The sequence below is a fragment of the Streptomyces sp. NPDC002176 genome (assembly GCF_044903645.1).
Lineage (GTDB): Bacteria > Actinomycetota > Actinomycetes > Streptomycetales > Streptomycetaceae > Streptomyces.
The window spans coordinates 103,168-121,235 of the sequence record NZ_JBJDQW010000004.1 but is presented as its reverse complement, the minus strand read 5'-3'; the positions used below and the strand labels follow the sequence as shown (position 1 = coordinate 121,235).

Below are 18,068 nucleotides of genomic sequence, written 5' to 3'. Positions count from 1 at the left end.
GTGGGCGCCCTCTCCTCGTGCCCCGGTGTCAGCGCGGGTCGCGCGCGGTCACCGTGAACTGGGCCCCGTCCTGGTCCCGCAGGACCGCCTCCCGATCGGTCTCGCTCAGCACGCTGCCGCCGTGCTTCTCGGCGCTGCGGGCGCAGCGCGCCACGTCGTCGACCGAGAAATGGATCTGCCAGTGCGGCCGCACCGACGGGTCGGGTGCCGCCTCCACCGCGCCGGAGTCGATCCGCGCCACCACGGTGCCCTGGCTGCGCAGCACCACCTCGCCGCCCTCGTACTGGACCTCGCAGCAGCCCGGTTTCCCGGTGGCCCAGTCCAGCACCTCGCCGTAGAAGATCGCGGCGTCGAAGGCGTTGCGGGTGTGCAGACGGATGAAGGCGGGGGCGGTGCGCTGCCAGGACTCCCAGTCGGAGAACAGCTCGCCCTGCCAGACGCCGAAGGTCGCGCCGTCGCGGTCGGCGAGCAGCGCACCCCGGCCGGGCGGGAAGGACAACGGCCCCACCGCGGCCGTGCCGCCCCGCTCCCGCACCCGCGACACCGCGATGTCGGCGTCGGGGACGGCGAAATAGGGGGTCCAGGCCACCGCCGTCTGCCACATGCCCGCCACCGCGGCGATGCCCGCGATCGGCACCCCGTCCGCCAGCGCGATCCGGAAGTGGTCACCCAGCCTGGCGTCGCGCCAGCGCCAACCCAGCACGGCGCTGTAGAACTCCTCGGTGGCGTCGAGGTCGCGGCTGGTCAGGCTCACCCAGCAGGGAGCGCCGAAGACGGAGTGCGTCGAGACGGCTTTCCTCTTCTTCCTCGATCCACCGCTGACGGATGTGTCGTGATTCATGACGGTCGCGTCCTGCTCTCGGGGCCCGGCGGCCACCGGTCTCGACCAGTGTCCGGCCGGAAGGGGGTCGGCTGCCTGTCGACTACCCCCGAGGTGGGCCCTGATGTGCGGTGACATCGCGCGGCCACCCAGCGCGTCCGCGTCGTCACGAAGGCGGGCGGCTCTCGCCCGAAGGAGTGAACATCCGGCGGGATGGCGGCGGCTCAGCCGGTCTCGGTGCGCAGTTCCTCGCGCAGCCGGTCGAAGCAGCCGCTCAGCAGTCGGGAGACGTGCATCTGGGATATCCCGAGCTGCTCCGCGATCCCGCTCTGCGTCATACCGCGGAAGAACCGCAGGTAAAGGATGGTGCGCTCGCGCTCGGGCAGCGCCGCGAGGCAGGGCTTCACGGCCGCCCGGTCCACCACGAGATCGAAGCCGGGGTCCGGCTCGCCCAGGGAGTCACCCAGCGCGTACCCGTCGGTGCCCGCCACATCGGCGTCCAGGGAGAGCGCCGAGAAGCACTCCAGGGCCTCCATGCCGGTACGCACCTCGTCCTCGGTGAGCCGGGTGTGCGCCGCCAGCTCGGCGACGGTGGGCGGACGGCCCGGAATGGTCTGCGCCAGTTCCTTGCCCGCGCCGCGGACCCGGTTGCGCAGGTCCTGCACCCGGCGCGGCACATGCAGGGTCCACATGTGGTCCCGGAAGTGACGTTTGATCTCGCCGGTGATCGTCGGCACCGCGTACGCCTCGAAGGCCCGGCCGCGCTCGGGGTCGTAGTGGTCCACGGCCTTGACCAGGCCCAGGGCCGCCACCTGGTACAGGTCCTCCAGGGACTCGCCGCGGCCGCGGAACCGGACGGCGATGCGCTCGGCCATGGGCAGCCACAGCCGCACCAGCTCGTCCCGCAGCGCCGTGCGCTCGGGACCCTCGGGCAGCCCGGCCAGCCGCTCGAAGGCGTGGGCCGTGTCGGGGGCGTCATCGTGAGGGTGGGTTTTCGTGCTGCCAGTTACAGACATCGCGTGCACTTCTCTCGCGGGCTGGGGCGACAGGCACATTCGGCACTGCAGTCCCTCATCCCCAGTGTGCGGCAAAAACAAACAAACATGCCAATAAGGGACGAAACCCGTGTCGGTCTTGACCCGGTTTTGGACTGGGTGGCTCCATGGACGCGGGCCGTGAGAGGCGGTCGCCCGGAGTGATGTGCGGCACGCGCGCGAGCGGCGCCCGCGCACCCGCCCGGACGGTTTCTCCTGGGCACGGCTTGATCACCGAGCGAAGCGGGCGAACCGCCTGGCCATGTGGCATTCCGCTCATTTGACAGTGTGCTGAGCGCACGGATAGACAGCAGCTCGCGGATGGTCGAGAGGGGCACTGTGTACGAGCCGAACGTGGTCGGCGACTGGCAGGAGTACGGCGAACACGCCGGTCTGCGGGTCCGCGTCCACCGTCTGGAGACGGCCGAACCGCCCCGGGGGCGCGACGACGCCGCGGCCGGGCTGACGTACTTCAGCGTCCGGGTGACGATCGAGAACCGCGGCACCCGCCTGGCCAGTGTCCAGCTGGAGGACGGTCAGATCGACATCCGGGTCGGCCCGGACGGCGAGGGCGCCTTCATCGACTGGCGCAACTCCCAGTTCATCGAGGGCTTCGACGTGCATCCGCTGCGCCGCGCCACCGCCGTCGTGCACGCGGCCGCCGCCGAGGACGCGCTCACCCATGTCGACGTCCAGGTCCATCTGCGGGTCGACGAGGAGTGGACCGACCGCAGGCTGTGGGCCGGTGGCATCGGCCTCACCGAGACGGCGCAGGTGGCCACCGCCGCGGCCACCGGGCCGGACAGCCTGGCGCACCAGCTGGCCGCGTTCCTGCAGGAGCGGACCGAGCCCGGCGCCGCCTGACAGGCGCCGCCGGGACCGGCCCCGAGGGTCAGGCGTTCGGGTCGAAGGGGATGCCGGACGGCTTCGCCGACGCCAGGTGCGAGGCGAAACTCGCGTCCTTCAGGCCGAAGTTGGCGCTGCCGAAGTCATAGCCGCTCAACTTGTCGCGCAGCCCGGGCGGGTAGCCGTCCCAGCCGACCAGTGCCGGGTACTGCCAGGTGTGCTTGTGGTTCTCCGGCGGCTCGTCGTTGCTGTTGGCCAGCCGGAAGCAGTGCGTGCCGATGCCGTCCTTGTGGTAGACGACCTTGGCGTGCGTGCCCTCGAAGCGGACCTCGGAGGCCGGGTGCACGGTGAAGGAGCCGTGGTTCGACGTCGACACGTACCGTGTCTGCCCGTCCTGCACCCACACCACCACGTGCTCCCAGTCGTTGCGGTGCCCGCCGAGGCTGCTGCCGGGCAGCGCCTGGTCCTTCTCGAAGTACAGGCCGTAGAGGTAGCCGCACCAGCCGTTGTTGCACTTGGCGCGCGAGTAGCCGTTGGTGTTGTCCAGGTCCGAGGCGTCACGGCAGTTGCCGTTGAGCGCGCCGGTCGGGTTCAGGCCGGGGTTGACCGTGCCGTCGGGGCCGATCGCGGGCGTCGAGTAGCAGCCGTCCGTGTCGTAGTCGAACGCGGGCTCGTACTTCAGCTCCTCGGCCGTGGCGTTGACCGAGAGGGCGAGCGGGGGAGCGGCGAAAGCCGCGGCCGGGAAGGCGATCACGAGCGTGGCGGCACCGGTGAGGGTGGCGAGCCATCTGCCGCGCCGTCGGCGGGACGTGGACGAACCCACTGCAGTCTCCAACTGGGTTGAGGGACAGGGCAGTTCAGCATCCCGGCCGGACGGCCCGCTGCCAAGCCGTCCCACCTGTCCCACAGATGAAATCCTGTCAGCCGAGCCCTCACGGCTCGTCGGGCAGGTCCGCCGCCGACTCCTCCGGGGAGAGGTCCGGGCGCAGCCGGAGCCAGCTCGGCTGGCGCAGCAGCCCCGCCCGGGTCCGGGTGCTGAAGCCGACCTCGCCGACCAGCCGGGGCAGCACCCAGCGCGCCCCCGGAATCCGGGGCACCGGGTCGAACGGGCACCGCTCGCTCGCGGCCGCCGCCAGCAGCGCGGCCAGCTCCGTGCGCTCGCCCTCGCTCCAGCCCGTCCCCACCCGGCCCGCGTACACCAGCCGCCCCCCGGCCCGCTGGCCGACCAGCACCGCGCCCGGCAGCCCGGACAGACGGCCCTTGCCGGGCAGCCAGCCGCCGACGATCACATCCGCGCTCCGGGTGTTCCGGATCTTGATCCAGTGCCGGGAGCGCGTCCCCGGCTCGTACACCGAGTCCAGCCGCTTGCACACCACCCCCTCGAGACCGTGCTCCCGCGTGACCCGCAGCGCCTCGGCGCCGTGTCCGACCACCGCGCCCGGCACCGACCAGCGCGGACCGTGCAGACCGAGCCCCGCCAGCAGCTCCCGCCGCCGCGCGTACGGGGTCGCCAGCTGGGGTCCGGCGAGGTAGGGCACGTCGAACAGCACCAGGTGGACCGGCGCCCGGGCGGCCCGGTGTGCCGCGAGCGCCGGGGTGTGCGCGAGGCCCATCCGGTTCTGCAGGGCCTGGAAGTCGGCCCGGCCGGCCGCGTCCAGCGCCAGCACCTCGCCGTCCAGGATCGCGGGCGTGTCACCCAAGGCGGCGGCCAGCGGGCCGAGTTCGGGGTAGGCGGCCGTGATGTCCTCGCCGGAGCGGGCGCGCAGCAGCAGGCTGCCGTCGCCGGGCAGGTACACCATCACCCGCTGACCGTCCTGCTTGGTCTCGTACGCCCAGCGCGCGTCCTGGGCGGGCGGCGGCAGGACGCCGGGGGTGGCGAGCATGGGGCGGACGAACGGCAGCGGGGCGACGGTCACGGCAGAACATGTCGACCGCGCCGGACGCGGTCACGCGCCGCACGCCACCGGTTCCCCTGAACGATGCCGGGACTCGGCCGTACCCGAGCCGCCGACCAGCCCCTACCGTCAAGTAATATCCGGCGGCAGGCCATCGAAGGAGACATCGTGCCCCCACGCTCGCCCCTGCTGCTCGCCGGTCTGCTGGCCTCGGCCGGGATCGCCCACTTCGCCGTCCCGAAGAAGTTCGACGAGACCGTCCCCCGCACCCTGCCCGGCTCGCCCCGCACCTGGACCTACGCCAGCGGTGTCGCGGAACTCGCCCTCGCCGCCGGGGTCGCCGCGCCCGCCACCCGTCCGCTGGCCGCCAAGGCCGCCGCCGCCTTCTTCGTCGCGGTCTTCCCCGCCAATGTGAAGATGGCCGTCGACTCCCGGCACAGCCCCTCCCGGCGGCGCACCGCCGCCTTCGCCCGGCTGCCCCTCCAGGTACCGCTGGTGCTGTGGGCCCGTGGCGTCGCCCGTAACCCGAAGGGACAGTCATGAGCGAGCGCCTTGCAGTGGGCGACACCGTCGAGGACTTCGCGCTGCCGGACGAGACCGGCGCCGAACGGCGGCTGACCGACCTGCTGGCCGACGGCCCGGTGGTGCTGTTCTTCTACCCGGCCGCCCTCACCTCCGGCTGCACCGCCGAGGCGTGCCACTTCCGTGACCTGGCGGGCGAGTTCGCCGCCGCCGGGGCCCAGCCCGTCGGCATCAGCGGCGACACCGTCGAGAAACAGCAGGAGTTCGCCGGGCGGCACACCCTCGGCATGCCCCTGCTCTCCGACACCGACGGCACGATCCGTGAACGCTTCGGCGTCAAGCGCGGCTTCACCCTCGCCCCCACCAAGCGGGTCACCTTCGTCATCGGGCAGGACCGCACCGTGCTGGAGATCGTCCGCAGCGAACTGCGGATGAACACCCACGCCGACCGGGCGCTGGAGGCGCTGCGGGCCGCGAAGGGCTGAGTCCCGTGCGGGAGGTGGCCGGGGCCATCCTCGCCAAGGCCGCCTCCCGGCTGACACGATCAAGGGGAGCCCGTACGACGAGCATCGGAGCGCGAACATGACCACGGACAGCACCTCGGCGGAGCCGGTCGCGGGCGTGGCGGTGAGACCGGTCGCCGGGCACATCGGCGCCGAGATCACCGGCGTCGACCTCGCCGCACCGCTCGACGACTCCCTGGTGGCGCTGATCAGGGAGACGATGCTGCGCTGGAAGGTGGTGTTCTTCCGCGGCCAGCGGCTCGACCACGCCGGGCATGTCGCCTTCGCCCGCCGCTTCGGCGAGCCCGTCGTGCTGCGTAAGCGGGGCAGTGCCTCGCCGGAGGGGTTCCCGGAGGTGGAGACCACCGCCGACCGGCTGGAGCTGGGCGGCCGGTTCGGCATGGAGCACGAGGAGTGGCTGCGCCGCCGACGGCACACCCTGCTGCGCGGCTGGCACTGCGACCACGGCGCCCGCGTCGACCCGCCCGCCGCGACCATCCTGCGCGCCGAGACCGTACCCCCCTACGGCGGCGACACCACCTGGGCCAACCTGGCCGCCGCCTACGCCGGGCTCTCCGCGCCGGTGCGGGCGTTCGTCGACGGGCTGCGCGCCGAGCACCGGCTCGGGGTCGGCTACCAGCCCCGGCCCGGCGACGACGCGTACCTGCGGCATCTGCTGGACCACCAGGTGGCCTCCGAGCACCCCCTGGTGCGGGTGCACCCGGAGACGGGGGAGCGGGTGCTGTTCGTCAACGGCTACTACCTGGAGCAGATCTCCGGGGTCTCCCGCCCGGAGAGCGCGGCCCTGCTGGAGATGCTGCTGGAGCAGGTGGTGCGGCCGGAGTACACCGTCCGCTTCCGCTGGGAGCCCGGCAGCGTCGCCTTCTGGGACAACCGGGCCACCGTCCATCTCGCCCCGAGCGACACCGCCCACGTCGACCATCCTCGGATCATGCACCGGGTGATGCTCCACGGCGATGTCCCGGTGGGCGTGGACGGCATCGCCTCCGAGCCGCTGGTGGGCACGGAGCCCGGACGCTGGTGAGCCCCGGCGGGTCACGCCGGTTCAGCCCGGCGTGACCAGCCTGGCCTCGTACGCGAACACCGCCGCCTGCGTGCGGTCCCTCAGCCCCAGCTTCACCAGGATGCGGCTGACGTGCGTCTTGACGGTGGAGTCGGCCACCACCAGCCGCTCGGCGATCTCCGCGTTCGACAGGCCCTGCGCGATCAGCACCAGCACCTCCGTCTCCCGCTCGGTCAGCTCGCCGTAGGCCGCGTGCGCGGCGGGCATCAGGCGCGGGGCCTCGGCCAGCCGGGAGAACTCGTGGATCAGCCGCTTGGTGACCGTCGGCGCGAGCAGCGCCTCTCCCGAGGCCACCACCCGCACCCCGTCCGCGAGTTGGCGTGCGGAGGCGTCCTTCAGGAGGAAGCCGGAGGCACCGGCCCGCAGCGCCTGGTACACGTACTCGTCCAGGTCGAAGGTGGTCAGCACCAGTACCTTCGCCGCCGCGTCCGCCGCGATGATCTCCCGCGTCGCCTCGATGCCGTTCATCTCCGGCATCCGGATGTCCATCAGCACGACGTCCGGCGCCAGTTCACGCACCCGCCCGACCGCCTCCCGGCCGTTGACCGCCTCGCCGACGACCTCGATGTCCGGCATCGCGTTCAGCAGCACCGAGAAGCCCTCGCGGACCATCATCTGGTCGTCGGCGATCACCACGCGGATCGTCATGCGTCACCCTCGATCGGGGCGGCCGGGACCGGCAGGAACACCGTCACCTCGTAGCCGCCCTCGGCCGTCGGGCCCGCGGTCATCTCGCCGTTCAGCATGGTGACCCGCTCCCGCATGCCCGTGATGCCGTGTCCGGCGCCGGGGGAGGGCTTGATGAGGCTCGGCGCGGGCGGTGCCGCGTTGAGCACGCGCAGGCCCAGGCCGCCGAGTACGTACCCGATCTCGACCTTCGCACCCGCTCCGGGTGCGTGCCGCAGCGTGTTGCTCAGCGCCTCCTGCACGATCCGGTACGCGGACAGCTCCACGCCCTGCGGGAGTTCGCGCACCGCGCCCGTCACCAGCTTGGTCACGTCGAGGCCCGCGTCCCGCACATTGGCGAGCAGGCCGTCCAGCTCCGCGAGGGTGGGCTGCGGGGCGTCCGGCGCCGCGTAGTCCTGGGCGCGGACCACACCCAGGACCCGGCGCAGCTCGGTCAGGGCGGCGACCGCGTTCTCCCGGATGGTGGCGAACGCCTGCTCCAGCTCCGGCGGCGGGTTCTCCACCCGGTAGGGCGCGGCCTCCGCCTGGATGGCGACCACCGACATGTGGTGGGCGACCACGTCGTGCAGCTCGCGGGCGATGGTCGTACGTTCCTCCAGCAGGGTGCGCCGCGAACGCTCGTGCGCGGTGACCGTCTGGTGGACGCTCACCTCCCGCCGGGCCTGCCGCAGGGTCTGCCGGACCGTGACGACCAGCAGGGCCACGCCGGAGAAGAACAGCATCATCCCCAGGTCGGACCCGTAGCCGATGTCGTCGCCCCAGCCGAACAGGCCGTCGGTGAAGAAGCCGTAGACCGCGGTCAGCCCCCACATCCAGGCGGCCGTACGGGGACGGGTGCGGGCCGCGACGATCGTGAGCACGGCCAGCTGCGCGAGGAAAGAGCCGGGCGGCCAGGGGGACTCGGAGGCGCCGGTGAGGACGAGGGCGACCGTGTTCGCCGCCAGGGAGACCCAGAACGCCCCCACCGGACGCACCAGGGTCAGCAGCACCGGCACCCCGGCCAGCAGCGCGCACAGCAGGGCGCTCAGACCGCCGCCGTGCGTGCTCGCCACGGCGAGGAACATCGCCATCCCGGTGAGCGCGACGACCACCGCGTGCGGCACCCAGGCTCCGTACTCCCGCATGCGCTCGGAACCGCGGCGGGTGAAGCGGCCGCCCGGTTCCGTGGGCGGCAGCGGGCGGTAGGCGAAGGCGTCGTGGAACAGGTCCTGCCGCAGCCCGCGCAGGGCGTCCGCGGCGAACCGGACCTCGGGGCTGCGCTGCCGCGCGGAGCCGCCCGGCGGTATCGGCTGGGTGTGCGTCGTATCGGTCACGGAAGAGACGGTAGGCGGAGGGCGGGGGTGCGGTCGTCCCCTCACAGGGGGGTTCTCGGGGGTCCGTCTCAGGGAGGAGGCTCAGTCGTTGGAGCTGCGCGGGCGGCCGTACTGCTCCTCGGTGACGGCCTCGCGCCAGACGGTCTCCGGGGTGCCGTTCCCGGCGCCCTCCCACAGGGCGAGGTGCTCCATGAAGGTGTCCGGCGCGGCGCCGTGCCAGTGCTCCTCGCCCGGCGGGCAGGTGACCGTCTCGCCCGGCCGGGCCGCGAGGACCACTCCGTCGCGGGTGCCGACCAGGGCGGTGCCGGAGACGACGCGCAGGGTCTGGCCGAGGACGTGGGAGTGCCAGTGGGTACGGGCGCCGGGCGCGAACCGCACCAGGTTGGCCCGCATGCGGGAGGGCTCCTCGCCCGCGCAGATCACGTCGAACCACACGTCTCCGGTGAACCACTCGGCGGGCCCCTTGGCGGTGGGGACGGGCTGCGTGAACTCCATGGTCATCCACTCCGGAGATGTGCGGTTTCCTCGGACGCCCCGAGGCGCCCGGCGCCCGGCAGGCGTCCAGTTCCGAGGGTCACACGGACCGGCGGCGCGTGCGGAACTCCGGCGGCCGAACGGGTTTCAGGAAATCCGCTCATCCGGAATGCGGACGTCATGGGAATTTCTTTGTCCAGCTGTCAAAAAGGTTTTACACAGCGAGGTTTGAGATCCCTTTCCCTCTTCCGGAACCGCAGTGCCCCTTAGGGAAAACCCTCGCTTGCCCCGGCGCTTGGTGACATGACCTAGTCAAGGTGCCATTCTCGCCCCGTACGCGCATCCTCCCCACTCCCTTCACAGGAGGAGTACGAGTGAGACGCCTTCCCCACAGACCCCTTTCTTTCAAGGTTTCTTCCAAGGGTTCCCGCACGGGAGCCACGGTCGGAGCCGCCCTGCTCTCCACGGCGGCACTCCTCGCCGTGGCCGTCCAGGCGACCCCCGCGGCAGCCCGGCCCGCGGCCCCCCACGCCTCGCTGCGCACCGGCGGCCTGGAGGCCAAGCTCAGCCCCGCCCAGCGCGGCGCGCTGCTCGACACCGCCAAGCAGCACACCGGCGACACCGCCCGCTCCCTCGGCCTCGGCGCCAAGGAGAAGCTGGTCGTCCGGGACGTCGTCAAGGACAACGACGGCACCGTGCACACCCGGTACGAGCGCACCTACGAAGGGCTGCCGGTCCTCGGCGGCGACCTCGTGGTGCACACCCCGCCCGCCTCCCTGGCCAAGGGCACGGTCAGCACCACCTTCGCCACCAAGCGGGCCATCAAGGTCGCCTCCACCGCCCCGGCCGTCACCAAGTCCGCCGCGCAGGCCACGGCGCTCAAGGCCGCCAAGGCCCTGAAGGCGGAGAAGCCCGCCGCCGACAGCGCGCGCAAGGTGATCTGGGCCGGTTCCGGCACGCCGACCCTCGCCTGGGAATCCGTCATCGGCGGCTTCCAGGACGACGGCACGCCGAGCAAGCTGCACGTCATCACCGACGCGAACACCGGCAAGGAGCTGTACCGCTTCCAGGCGATCCAGACCGGCGTCGGCAACACCCAGTACAGCGGCCAGGTCACGCTGACCACCGCGCAGTCGGGCTCCAACTACACCCTCACCGACAGCACGCGCGGCGGCCACAAGACGTACAACCTGAACCGCGGCACCTCCGGCACCGGCACGCTGTTCTCCCAGACCAACGACACCTGGGGCAACGGCACCACGTCCAACGCCGCCACGGCGGGCGCGGACGCCGCCTACGGAGCCCAGGAGACCTGGGACTTCTACAAGAACACGTTCGGCCGCAGCGGCATCAAGAACGACGGCGTCGGCGCGTACTCCCGCGCGCACTACGGCAACGCGTACGTGAACGCGTTCTGGGACGACTCCTGCTTCTGCATGACCTACGGCGACGGCACGGGCAACAACGACCCGCTGACCTCGCTGGACGTCGCCGGCCACGAGATGAGCCACGGCGTCACCTCCAACACCGCCGGGCTCAACTACACCGGGGAATCCGGTGGGTTGAACGAGGCGACCTCCGACATCTTCGGCACCGGTGTGGAGTTCTACGCGAACAACACCACCGACCCCGGTGACTACCTCATCGGCGAGAAGATCGACATCAACGGCGACGGCACCCCGCTGCGCTACATGGACAAGCCGAGCAAGGACGGCGCGTCCAAGGACAGTTGGTCCTCCAGCCTCGGCGGCCTGGACGTGCACTACTCCTCGGGCCCGGCGAACCACATGTTCTATCTGCTCTCCGAGGGCAGCGGCACCAAGGTCATCAACGGCGTCACCTACAACAGCCCGACCTCGGACGGCGTCGCGGTCACCGGCATCGGCCGGGCCAAGGCCCTCCAGATCTGGTACAAGGCGCTGACGACGTACATGACGTCGACCACCAACTACGCCGCCGCCCGCACCGCCGCCCTCAACGCGGCCACCGCGCTCTACGGCGCCAACTCCGCCGAATACGCGGGCGTCGGCAACGCCTTCGCCGGGATCAACGTCGGCAGCCACATCAACCCGCCCGCCAGCGGGGTGACCGTCACCAACCCCGGCAACCAGTCCGCCACCGTGGGCAAGGCGGTCAGCCTCCAGATCCAGGCCAGCAGCACCAACAGCGGCGCCCTGAGCTACAGCGCCACCGGGCTCCCGGCCGGGCTGTCGATCAACGCCTCCACCGGCCTGATATCCGGCACCCCGACCGGTGCGGGCTCCTCCAGCACCACGGTCACCGTCACCGACTCCGCGGGCAAGACCGGCACGGCCGCCTTCACCTGGACGGTCAGCGCCACCGGCGGCGGCTGCTCGGCGACCCAGCTGCTCGCCAACCCCGGCTTCGAGTCCGGCAACACCGGCTGGACCGCGAGCAGCGGCGTCATCACCACCGACAGCGGCCAGGCCAGCCACGGCGGCTCGTACAAGGCATGGCTGAACGGCTACGGCTCCGCGCACACCGACACCCTGGCCCAGTCGGTCGCGATCCCCGCGGGCTGCAAGGCGACCCTGACGTTCTGGCTGCACGTGGACTCGGCGGAGACCACCACCAGCACCCAGTACGACAAGCTGACGCTCACCGCCGGTTCGACCACCATGGCGACCTACTCCAACCTCAACAAGGCCACGGGGTACGTCCAGAAGACCATCGACCTGTCCTCGCTGGCGGGCTCGACGGTCAGCCTGAAGTTCACCGGGGTCGAGGACTCCTCGCTCCAGACCAGCTTCGTCATCGACGACACCGCGCTGACGACCGGCTGATCCGCACCTCCCCGCACGACAAGGGTCCCGCACACGGGTGTGTGCGGGACCCTTCGCATTCCCGTCAGTTCAGCGGGTCCAGCGTGAGATACGCCTGCTGCGGGTTGCCGTCGTTGACCAGCGACTCGTGGTTGCCGACGTCGTCGAAGGCGAAGGCGTACGCCTTTCCGTCGGCCATCTGCGCGTGGATGGCCTTCGCGTACTGGTTGGTGACCCCGTCCTGGTAGAAACCGGCGTCCGAGCTGTCCGGCTGGTTGGGGTTGCTCAGCAGCGTGGAGCGGTTGTAACCGGCGCACAGGGTGCGGGAGATGGGGCCGCGCACCTGGTCGTTGGGCGCGTCCAGCAGCTTGTGGCAGCCGAAGATGCTGGACGCGTCCGGCTTCTGGAAGCTGGTGACGACCGCGCCGGAGGAGTTGGTGAAGTTCATGACGTTGCCCGAGACCCGGCCGAAGTACTTGGTGTTCGGCTGGTCGGTGAACGGCGTCACGGTCAGGGTCTGCGAGGAGTACTTCGACCAGACCCGGTTGACGTAGTCGTCCATCACGTTGGCGGGCAGTGCCCCGGTCTCCACGCCGTACAGCGGGGAGAGGGCGCGCAGCACGGTGCCGTCCGAGCGGGTCTGGACGAGGCCGGACCAACCCGACTTGCTCTTGAGCGAGTTGATGACGGCCGAGTAGCCGCCCGCTTTCAGGTGCCCGGTGGTGGCGACCTGGCCGTTGCCCCGCTTCACGCCGACCGCGTGGGGCGCCGAGAACATGTCCACCTGGCTGCTGTTGAGCCAGAGCCCGGCGTCGTTCAGCGTGTACTCGGACCAGCTGAACAGGATGTCCCGGTTCGGGTCCGACGGGTTCTGCACGGCAGGCTGCACCAGGCCGCCGGTGGTCAGCCGGAAGTCCAGCTTGCGGCCGTAGGAGAAGTAGATCCGGCCTGAGAACTTCGGTATCCGGATGGTCGTCGACTGGCCCGGACCGGGCCCGGCGATGGCCGCGTCCGGCGCGGGGGTCGGCGGATTGCCGCCCGCGGGCCAGGCGTGGAAGGTGCCGCCCGCGTCGGCCCAGCCCTGCCGCCCGGAGGACAGCTGGGTGCCGAGGTCGTAGATGTACACCGGCTCGGAGCGGCCCGAGTTGTTGGTGATCTGGAGCGGGATCGTGTCCGGCACCGCGGCACTGGCCTGACCGGCGGCGCCGAGGGTGAGGACCGAGCCGACCAGGGCGGCCGTGGCCGTGGCCGACAGTGCGGAACGAGCGATTCTTCGAGTCAACTCTCCACCTCCGTGTGGGGGTTCGGGGCGGTACGGATGCTGGTCCGTACCTTTTTGAGAGCGCTCTCAGAGTGCGGGCGGGTCACGGACGTGTCAATCGGTTGGACCGAACACGTTCCGTGACATGAGGAAGCGTCAGAAAGCGCGCCGCAGAAGGGAGTTGAGTGCCTCCCAGTGCCGCTCCTCGGCCGCCTGGTCGTAGGACGAGGTGTCCTTCTGGGTGTAGCCGTGCGGCGCGCCCTCGTAGACCTCGCTGGTGTGGCGCACCCCGGCCGCCGTGAGCGCGTCGTCCAGACGGCGCATCTGCTCCTCGGGCATCGAGGAGTCCTGGTCGGCGTGGCCGAAGTACAGCTCGGCCGTGATGCGGTCGGCGCCCAGGTGCGGGCTGTCCGGGTCCTCGGTGGCCAGGTTGCCGCCGTGGAATCCGGCGGCCGCCGCCACCCGGTCCGGATGCGTGGCCGCCGCGCGCAGCGCGAGCCGGGCGCCCATGCAGTACCCGGTCACCGCCACCGGTCCGGCCGCGACCAGCGGGGAGTCCGCCAGCCAGCCCAGGAACGCGTCCGCGTCCACCTCCGCCTGCCGAGGCGTCAGCGAGTGCACCAACGGGCCGAGCCGCTCCCAGATCGTCGGGTCGGACCCCGGGTCGATGAACTCGGGCAGCTCCACCACCGGGGCCGTCCCCTGCCGGTAGAACACATTGGGCACCAGCACCGTGTACCCCTCGGCGGCCAGCCGGTCGGCCATCCCCTTCAGCCAGGGCCGCAGCCCGTAGGCGTCCTGGTAGAAGAGGACGCCGGGATGCGGCCGTCCGTCGGCGGGGTGGGTCAGATAGGCGTCGGCGACACCGTCACCCGTCGGGATGGTGACGGTCGTTCCCTGGACGTCGGTCATGATGCGCACGCTCCCTAGCCGGTCTGCTGCCGGTCCGCTGCTGGTCTACTCGAACCGCGCGGGGTCGCCCGCGCCCACCCGTACGATCTCCGCCTCGCCGCTGGAGAAGTCCACCACCGTGGTCGGCTCGGTGCCGCACTCGCCGGAGTCCACCACCGCGTCGACGACGTGGTCGAGCCGGTCCTTGATCTCCCAGCCCTGGGTCAGCGGCTCCTCCTCGTCGGGGAGCAGCAGCGTGCTGGACACCAGCGGCTCGCCCAGCTCGGCCAGCAGCGCCTGGGTCGCCACATGGTCGGGGATGCGCACGCCCACCGTCTTCTTCTTCGGGTGCAGCAGCATGCGCGGCACCTCGCGGGTGGCGGGCAGGATGAAGGTGTAACTGCCCGGCGTCGCCGCCTTCACCGCGCGGAAGACGTCGTTGTCGATGCGGACGAACTGCCCGAGCTGCGCGAAGTTCTGGCACATCAGCGTGAAGTGGTGCCGGTCGTCCAGGCGGCGGATGGACCGGATGCGCTCCATGCCGTCCTTGCTGCCCAGCTTGCAGCCCAGCGCGTAACACGAGTCCGTGGGATAAGCGATCAGCGACCCCGACCGGACCGCGTCCGCGATCTGCGACACCGCACGGGGCTGCGGGTTCTCGGGGTGCACGTCGAAGTACTTGGCCATCCGCCGAGCTTAAGCCGTCCCCTTCCATCACTCGCGCACCCCCACCCGTCCAGGCGTAGGACGCGGGGACCGGGGCATCCGCACATCGAGGCACCCGGAGCACTCCCCCCCCAGCTCCGGGCCCCGCCCGTCTCCGCCGGTGGCCAACGCCCCCCAGGCCACCGGCGGAGTCATGTCCGCGTCCGCCCGGCGACGCGCGGAGGGGGTGTCGGGTAACGTCGGGCGTCGAACGCCGACGCCGAGACGGGACGAGGAGAGGCGCGACGTGGCCGCCCGAACCGGCGAGGGCACCCACGCCCCAACGCCGCACGACACTGCCGCCACCTGGGCGGAACAGCTGCTCGACCAACTGCGCCCCGCCGTCCGGCATCCGCGCCGGGCCGTCACCTGGCTCGCCCGCACCGTGCACGCCACGGTCGGCCTCGAGGGCGCCGACGGCCGGCTCCTCGCCGGTGAGCACCTCCCCGTCGACCCCGCCGTCCGGGCCGACGTGGCCACCGGCCGGATCTCCGCCGCCGCCCTGGAGGACGGCGGACGCCATGTCCACCTGGTCGGCATCCGGCACCCCGGACCGGGACGCGCGGCGGGTGCCGTGCTCACCGTGGCCCGGCCCGAACCCTTCGACCGGCGCGCCGCCGAGATCGTCCACCGCACCGCCGGAGTTCTCGGCCTGCTGCTCAGGGAGGCCGAACTCGCCCGGTCCGCGCGGCGGTTGCGCCGGGCTTCCGCCGACCTGCGGCTGGCCATCCTGCAACTGCTCATGGTGGAGGACGTGGTCTCCGCCCGCCGGGTCGCCGCCGGACTCTGGCCCGGCCTGCTCGAACAGGACACCGCCCGCGTCTACGTCCTCGAGGGCACGCCCGCCGGACGGGACGCCCTCGCCGAGGAGTGCCGCGACGCCACCGAGGGCCGCGCGCTCGTCGTGCGCTGCCCCGCCATGGACGCCCACGTCATCGTCGTCAGCTCCGCCTCGGCGCCGGGGGACCGGCTGCGCGCCCTCGTCGCCGACCGCCCGGACACCTACCTCGGCGGCAGCCTCCACCAGCGCCTCGCGCGCACCGCCACCGCCTACGGACAGGCCGTCAGCGCCCTCGCCGTCGCCCGGTTCAGCCCCGGCCGCAGCGCCGTCTACGCCGAACGCACCCACCCCGAACGCCTGCTGGACCCGGCCGCGCTGCGCACCTGGTCCGCCCGGACCCTGCGCCCGCTGGACACGCTGCCCCACCACACCCGCGCCGAACTGCTGGCCACCACCCGGCTGGGCCTGGAGTTCACCGCCGTCAGCGCCGCCAAGGTGCTCGGCGTCAGCCGCAACACCGTCCGCGCCCGCATGGACCGGCTGCAGACCCTGCTGGACACCGACCTGTCCTGCCTCACCACCCGCACCGCCGTCCGCCTAGCCCTGCTCACCGAGGCGGCGCACGGCCCGTACGACCCCGGCACCTCCCCCCAGCCGCCCACCGGGGTCCGCTTCACCGACCTGCTCGACTCGGCCGCGCTGCGCGACTGGGCCGGGGACCTGCTCGGCAGGCTGGACGACGACGGCCGCGACCTGCGCGGCACCCTGTGCGCCTGGATCGCGGCCGACGCCAACGCCGAACGCGCCGCCCGACAGCGCGGAGTGCACGCCCAGACGGTCCGCGAGCACGTCCGTGCCGCCGAGCCCGTACTGGAGCGGCAACTCCTCGCGGGCGGCAGCGATCTGTACGAGGTGGTCCTCGCCCTGCTCGCGGACGGCACCCTCGCCGCCCCCGGGGCCGGAGCGAACGGGGACCAAGCGGACGCACCTGTGCACGGGTGAGTGCCCACCGGCGCGAACCGGGCACCGCTGCGATGGCCACCATCGTGCCCCGCGGTTAGGTTCGGCAGTCCAACGGGGGTACGACCGGCGCGGGGGACCGGTCGTACCCCTTACGTCCGTCCGGCCTCCGGCTCAGTGCTGGGCGTTCTGCGCGGGCAGCTCGAAGACGTGGTCCGGAGAGACGATCTCCGTGACGGCCTGCCCGAACAGGGTGCTCGGCTCCTGGCCGTCGTGCGTGATGTCGGTGTTCAGCAGCACCACCAGCGAGGTCCGCGCCGACGGCAGATACACCGTCAGCGACTCGTACCCCGGCAGTGAGCCGTTGTGGCCGATCCAGCCGTGCACGTCGAAGATGCCGAGGCCGTAGCCCGCGTCGGGGTAGCCGGTCGGCGGGGTGAGCAGGCGCTGGCGCTGGGTGGCGGGGGAGACCATCGTCCCGCCGTCCGGGAACCGCCCGGTGGCCACCGTGCGGGACCACACCCGCATGTCCTCCAGGTTCGAGACCATCGCCCCGGCCGCCCAGCCCCAGGACGGGTTCCAGCCGGCCGTCTCCGCGACCTTCCCGTCCGCCGTCTGGTCGGTGTACCCCTGCGCGTGCGGTTTCGGGAACTCGGTGCCCTCGGGGAACGAGGTGTGCTTCATCCCGGCCGGGTCCAGCACATGCCGCTGGATGTAGTCCCCGAGCCCCTGCCCGCTGCGCTGCTCCACGACCAGACCGAGCAGGATCAGATTGGTGTTGCAGTAGTCGAACTTCGCGCCCGGCTTGAACTGGACCGGGTGCTTGAAGGCGTAGTCCAGCAACTCCTGCGGGGTGAAGGAGCGTTGCGGGTCCGAGGTGAGCGCCTTGAAGAAGTCCGGGTCCTGCGAGTAGTTGAACAGCCCGCTGCGCATGTCGGCGAGCTGGCGCAGCGAGATCTTGTCGCCGTTCGGCACGCCGTCGATGTACCGGCCGATCGGGTCGTCCAGGTCGACCTTGCCCTGGTCGACCAGTTGGAGCAGCGCGGTGACGGTGAACGTCTTGGTCTCGCTGCCGATCCGCATGTACAGATCCGGGGACATCGGGCGCTCGCTGCTCTTGTCGGCGACACCGAAGGAGCGGACGTGGTTTCCCTTGTCGGGGGTCCAGATCCCGACCGTGACACCGGGGACGTCGGCCTCGCGCATCACCCGTCGTACGGCGTCGTCGATCTGCCGGGTGACCTCGGGGGTGAGGGCCTTCACGTCGGGGCCCGTGGGGGAGGGGCTCGGGGAAGGCGCGGCGGGCGGCGCCGCCAGGGAGGGGGCCGCGGTGAGCGGGACGACGAGTGCGCCGAGCGCGGCCGCGGTGGCGAGCCTCCGGCGCAGGCGTGCTGGGGAACGGGGCATGGCTGACTCCAAGCACGTGAGAGCCGGAGCTGCGGCGGGGCTGACGCCCTGGGCTCTCAGCATAGGAGCGCTTCTTCCGCCCCGCCCGTCGGCCGTTCGGGT

General features: G+C 71.9%; 17 protein-coding genes. 6 read left to right on the top strand and 11 right to left on the bottom strand.

All coding sequences use genetic code 11. The features are described from left to right. Positions 1-28: 28 nt before the first annotated feature. Both ACI2LY_RS19715 and ACI2LY_RS19710 read right to left on the bottom strand, forming a co-directional pair. The gene (locus ACI2LY_RS19715) at positions 29-841 is read right to left on the bottom strand and encodes a VOC family protein (RefSeq protein WP_404708268.1); all 813 of its coding nucleotides are present in this window, start codon (positions 839-841) and stop codon (positions 29-31) included. 203 nt (positions 842-1,044) lie between these two features. Further along, the gene (locus ACI2LY_RS19710; RefSeq protein WP_404708267.1) at positions 1,045-1,836 is read right to left on the bottom strand and encodes an RNA polymerase sigma factor SigF; all 792 of its coding nucleotides are present in this window, start codon (positions 1,834-1,836) and stop codon (positions 1,045-1,047) included. A 357-nt stretch (positions 1,837-2,193) separates the two neighbouring features. On the opposite strand from ACI2LY_RS19710, the gene ACI2LY_RS19705 reads away from it, so the two are divergent. Next, positions 2,194-2,718 carry a hypothetical protein gene (locus ACI2LY_RS19705; RefSeq protein ID WP_388997846.1) on the top strand — a complete coding sequence of 175 codons (525 nt, stop codon included), beginning with the start codon at positions 2,194-2,196 and terminating at the stop codon, positions 2,716-2,718. A 28-nt stretch (positions 2,719-2,746) separates the two neighbouring features. Here ACI2LY_RS19705 and ACI2LY_RS19700 read toward each other — a convergent pair whose 3' ends face one another. Continuing rightward, the gene (locus ACI2LY_RS19700; protein WP_404708266.1) at positions 2,747-3,523 is read right to left on the bottom strand and encodes an NPP1 family protein; all 777 of its coding nucleotides are present in this window, start codon (positions 3,521-3,523) and stop codon (positions 2,747-2,749) included. A 109-nt stretch (positions 3,524-3,632) separates the two neighbouring features. Next, the gene (locus tag ACI2LY_RS19695) at positions 3,633-4,583 is read right to left on the bottom strand and encodes an ATP-dependent DNA ligase (protein ID WP_404708753.1); all 951 of its coding nucleotides are present in this window, start codon (positions 4,581-4,583) and stop codon (positions 3,633-3,635) included. A gap of 180 nt (positions 4,584-4,763) precedes the next feature. On the opposite strand from ACI2LY_RS19695, the gene ACI2LY_RS19690 reads away from it, so the two are divergent. From ACI2LY_RS19690 to ACI2LY_RS19680, 3 genes are all read left to right on the top strand, one after another. Further along, a complete protein-coding gene (locus ACI2LY_RS19690) occupies positions 4,764-5,138 on the top strand; it encodes a DoxX family protein (RefSeq protein ID WP_404708265.1) in 375 nt (124 codons plus the stop codon). Further along, positions 5,135-5,602, top strand: a complete 468-nt coding sequence (locus ACI2LY_RS19685) for a peroxiredoxin (RefSeq protein WP_404708264.1) — start codon at positions 5,135-5,137, stop codon at positions 5,600-5,602. Before ACI2LY_RS19690 ends, ACI2LY_RS19685 begins: the two co-directional genes overlap by 4 nt. A 97-nt stretch (positions 5,603-5,699) precedes the next feature. After that, complete coding sequence (locus tag ACI2LY_RS19680; protein ID WP_404708263.1) at positions 5,700-6,665, top strand: TauD/TfdA dioxygenase family protein; 966 nt, start codon at positions 5,700-5,702, stop codon at positions 6,663-6,665. Between the two features lie 21 nt (positions 6,666-6,686). Here ACI2LY_RS19680 and ACI2LY_RS19675 read toward each other — a convergent pair whose 3' ends face one another. From ACI2LY_RS19675 to ACI2LY_RS19665, 3 genes are all read right to left on the bottom strand, one after another. Beyond that, positions 6,687-7,352 carry a response regulator gene (locus tag ACI2LY_RS19675; RefSeq protein ID WP_393592811.1) on the bottom strand — a complete coding sequence of 222 codons (666 nt, stop codon included), beginning with the start codon at positions 7,350-7,352 and terminating at the stop codon, positions 6,687-6,689. Continuing rightward, positions 7,349-8,704 carry a sensor histidine kinase gene (locus ACI2LY_RS19670; RefSeq protein WP_404708262.1) on the bottom strand — a complete coding sequence of 452 codons (1,356 nt, stop codon included), beginning with the start codon at positions 8,702-8,704 and terminating at the stop codon, positions 7,349-7,351. Before ACI2LY_RS19670 ends, ACI2LY_RS19675 begins: the two co-directional genes overlap by 4 nt. Before the next feature lie 81 nt (positions 8,705-8,785). Continuing rightward, positions 8,786-9,199, bottom strand: coding sequence for a cupin domain-containing protein (locus ACI2LY_RS19665; protein WP_404708261.1), 414 nt, complete (start codon positions 9,197-9,199; stop codon positions 8,786-8,788). A 353-nt stretch (positions 9,200-9,552) separates the two neighbouring features. Between ACI2LY_RS19665 and ACI2LY_RS19660 the strand changes: the two genes are divergently transcribed. Next, positions 9,553-11,982 (top strand): M4 family metallopeptidase, encoded by a 2,430-nt coding sequence (locus tag ACI2LY_RS19660; RefSeq protein ID WP_404708260.1) that lies wholly within the window; start codon positions 9,553-9,555, stop codon positions 11,980-11,982. A gap of 64 nt (positions 11,983-12,046) precedes the next feature. On the opposite strand, the gene ACI2LY_RS19655 is transcribed toward ACI2LY_RS19660, so the two are convergent. From ACI2LY_RS19655 to ACI2LY_RS19645, 3 genes are all read right to left on the bottom strand, one after another. Beyond that, entirely contained in the window at positions 12,047-13,243 is a 1,197-nt protein-coding gene (locus ACI2LY_RS19655) for a glycoside hydrolase family 64 protein (protein WP_404708259.1), read from the bottom strand. 135 nt (positions 13,244-13,378) lie between these two features. Then, positions 13,379-14,134, bottom strand: a complete 756-nt coding sequence (locus tag ACI2LY_RS19650) for a dienelactone hydrolase family protein (RefSeq protein ID WP_404708258.1) — start codon at positions 14,132-14,134, stop codon at positions 13,379-13,381. A gap of 45 nt (positions 14,135-14,179) precedes the next feature. Continuing rightward, positions 14,180-14,800, bottom strand: a complete 621-nt coding sequence (locus ACI2LY_RS19645; RefSeq protein ID WP_404708257.1) for an L-threonylcarbamoyladenylate synthase — start codon at positions 14,798-14,800, stop codon at positions 14,180-14,182. 265 nt (positions 14,801-15,065) lie between these two features. Here ACI2LY_RS19645 and ACI2LY_RS19640 point away from each other — a divergent pair, with 265 nt between their 5' ends. After that, a complete protein-coding gene (locus ACI2LY_RS19640; RefSeq protein ID WP_404708256.1) occupies positions 15,066-16,601 on the top strand; it encodes a helix-turn-helix domain-containing protein in 1,536 nt (511 codons plus the stop codon). 132 nt (positions 16,602-16,733) lie between these two features. On the opposite strand, the gene ACI2LY_RS19635 is transcribed toward ACI2LY_RS19640, so the two are convergent. Further along, a complete protein-coding gene (locus ACI2LY_RS19635; protein ID WP_404708255.1) occupies positions 16,734-17,966 on the bottom strand; it encodes a serine hydrolase domain-containing protein in 1,233 nt (410 codons plus the stop codon). Between the last annotated feature and the right edge of the window lie 102 nt (positions 17,967-18,068).